A 2721-nucleotide genomic window follows, 5' to 3' on the forward strand; every position below is an offset into this window, starting at 1 on the left:
CGCCCCATGTCCGTCCCCAGGTAGCCAAGGGAGAAGCTTGCGGTGCCGTCGTCGCGCTCACCGGGCGCGCCGTGCGCCAAAGCCTTCGCAAGAGGCGGGCCCTCCCGCCTTTTGGCGTATTTAGGGAGTACCCACAACGACCCGAACGTCGCGATGCGGATAAGGAATGGTGATACCGGCGGCCTTGAAGCGGTCCCACACTTCCAGCAGCACGGCGCTTTTGACGTTGGTGGTGCCGTTCTGCGGATCCGTGATCCAGCAGCGGATTTCGAGGTTGATGGCGCTGTCGCCGAATTCCTTCAGCAGCACGATCGGCGCCGGATTGGCGAGCACGCGCGGCACCGCCCTCACCGCCTCCAGGCACACGGCGATCGCCTGATGCGGGTCGCAGTCGTAGGAGATGCCGACCGGAACATGCAGCCGCAGCGCGGCGTCGGAATAGCTCCAGTTCTCGACCCCGTTCTCGACGAAATAGTCGTTGGGCACCAGGTATTCGATGCCGTCGCGCGTCCGCAGCGTCACATAGCGCGCGCTCATGTTGGTGACCCAGCCGTAGGTCTCCTTGTACTTCAGGATGTCGCCCGGCTTGATGACCTTGCCGACGATCAGCGACAGCCCGGAAACGACATTGGAAACTACCTTCTGCAGGCCGAGCCCGACACCAAGGCCGATGGCGCCGAAGGCGACCGTCAAGGTGGTGAGGTCGACGCCGACGGTCTGCAGCGCGATCATCACCGCGATCACCGGCAGGAATATGCGCAACAACTGGCTGAACAGCACCTGCAGCGAAGGCGTCAGCGCCGGGGTGAGTTCGATGCGGCGCTGAAGAAAGCGATGGAGAAGCTGGGTCAGCCACAGCAGCGCCGCGAGCACCGCCAGCGCGTTGATGGTGCCGAGCAGCGAAACGTGGGTCGTCTTGGTGTCGTAAACAGGTACCCGCCCCAGCCAGGTGACCAGCGGGCGGTAGAGATCGAGGATATTGAGCGCCGCAACCGTGAAACCGGTGATGAAGATCGCCACCGAAACGGCATGGCTTTTCACCGTAAAGGACAACAGCCGGATGCAGATCCAGGCCGACACCAGATCGATTGCAGCATCGGTCAGCGGCAGCCGCAGGTTCATCCCCATCCCGGTCAGTGCTGCGATCCACAGGATGGCGAGCCAGTGCAGCGGAAACGAGATCGTGCCGGCGGTGCGCAGAAAGCTCGCCGCCCACGACTTCGGCAGCCGCGCCGCAAAATGCGTCAATGGCCCGCGCGCCAACCGCGCCAGCCACCACGCCACGGCACCGCCGACGACGATGATCGCCACCTGGGTCAGAAACACCGGCGTCTGGATCTGTTCGAGGATTTTATGCGGCGTCTCCGACAAGAACCGGGCGACGTCCAGGGACTGGAAACTGCCGTTCATGCGGCCCACGCGAATCGTTCCGGCGAATCTTCCATGCTGGCGGCAGACTGTTCAAGCCACGCCGGAACCGTGGGTGCGCCGGCGCATTCCCGCAAGGCACCCCCGGGGGAGAAGCCATGCTGCGCCTGCCGGACGGGCCACGGTGCGACCAGGCCCTGTTCCTCGATATCGACGGCACCCTGCTCGACATCGCGGCGCGCCCCGACGCGGTTGTGGTGCCGCCCGATCTGGTGCCCTCACTGACAGCCGCATCGGCCTTGGTCGGCGGCGCCTTGGCACTGGTGAGCGGGCGGGCGCTGGAAACCATCGACCGGCTGCTGGCGCCGGCAATCCTGCCCGCTGCCGCCGAGCACGGCGCCATCCTTCGCCTCGCCGACGGCCACATCGAACACGGCGTCCGCCGCGTGGTTCCGCCCTCCTGGCGCGAGCACCTCATCGCTGAGACCAAGGATTGGGAGGGGGTCCTGGTCGGCCATAAACACACCAGCGTCGACATTCACTACCGCCTCGCGCCGGAGCGGGAGTCCGAGGTCAGGGCGCTGGTGATGCGGATCGCGGCCGAAGATCCGGCGTTCGAAGTCCTGCCGGCGCGGATGGCATTTGAAATTCGGCCGCGCGGTGCCGACAAGGGCACTGCCATCCGCCGCCTGCTGCAGACGGTTCCCTTCCACGGCCGCGGACCGCTCTTCATCGGCGACGATGTGACCGACGAGGACGGCTTCGTGGCTGTTCGCGAGGCCGGTGGGGTGGCGCTGCAGGTCGGAAGCGATTTCGGTGAGCCCGCCAATGTCCGGCGCTGGTTGGCGGCGTTCGCGGCCGGAACCTGACGCAGTGTCCGCACGTTCCCTCTCGGAAGCCCTGCCCCCGCGGGCGGCACCGGGAGAATACCTGTGGCACGCCTCGTGATCGTATCCAACCGCGTCCCCGAGCCCGGCAAAGGCGCCAAGGCCGGCGGTCTAGCCATTGCCCTCAAGGATGCGATCGAGCCCGGCACACTGTGGTTCGGGTGGAGCGGCCGTCAGGCGGCGCAGTCCAGCGATCAGGCCACCATCACCCGCCACGACGGTATCGACTATGCCACCATCGACTTGTCGGCGGAGGCGTATCAGAATTTCTACGTCGGCTTCGCCAACGGCACGCTGTGGCCGCTGCTGCACTTCCGGCTCGGACTGATGGAATTCCGTCGCGAGCATCTGGCGGGCTATCGCGACGTGAATGCCCATTACGCCCGCGCCCTCGCCCCACAGCTCCGGCCCGACGATCTCGTCTGGGTGCACGATTACCACCTCATCCCGATGGCGAGCGAGCTGC

General features: G+C 66.1%; 3 protein-coding genes. 2 read left to right on the forward strand and 1 reads right to left on the reverse strand.

Going from position 1 to position 2721, the window contains the following annotated elements; genetic code table 11:
* Positions 1 to 120: 120 nt before the first annotated feature.
* Positions 121 to 1410, reverse strand: coding sequence for a mechanosensitive ion channel family protein (locus tag AC1P6P_RS03300; RefSeq protein ID WP_481401011.1), 1290 nt, complete (start codon positions 1408 to 1410; stop codon positions 121 to 123).
* A gap of 116 nt (positions 1411 to 1526) precedes the next feature.
* On the opposite strand from AC1P6P_RS03300, the gene otsB reads away from it, so the two are divergent.
* Both otsB and AC1P6P_RS03310 read left to right on the forward strand, forming a co-directional pair.
* On the forward strand, positions 1527 to 2237 hold the full coding sequence (gene otsB / locus AC1P6P_RS03305; protein ID WP_481401012.1) for a trehalose-phosphatase: 711 nt from the start codon (positions 1527 to 1529) through the stop codon (positions 2235 to 2237).
* Between the two features lie 63 nt (positions 2238 to 2300).
* Positions 2301 to 2721: trehalose-6-phosphate synthase (locus tag AC1P6P_RS03310; RefSeq protein WP_481401013.1), on the forward strand; the 421-nt coding region annotated here is incomplete at its 3' end.

This window comes from Rhizomicrobium sp. (genome assembly GCF_056722145.1).

Bases quoted from the DNA above. Each gene is read 5' to 3' on its own strand.
- otsB (WP_481401012.1), top strand. From the start codon at position 1,527: ATGCTGCGCCTGCCGGACGGGCCACGGTGCGACCAGGCCCTGTTCCTC.
- AC1P6P_RS03300 (WP_481401011.1), bottom strand. From the start codon at position 1,410: ATGAACGGCAGTTTCCAGTCCCTGGACGTCGCCCGGTTCTTGTCGGAG.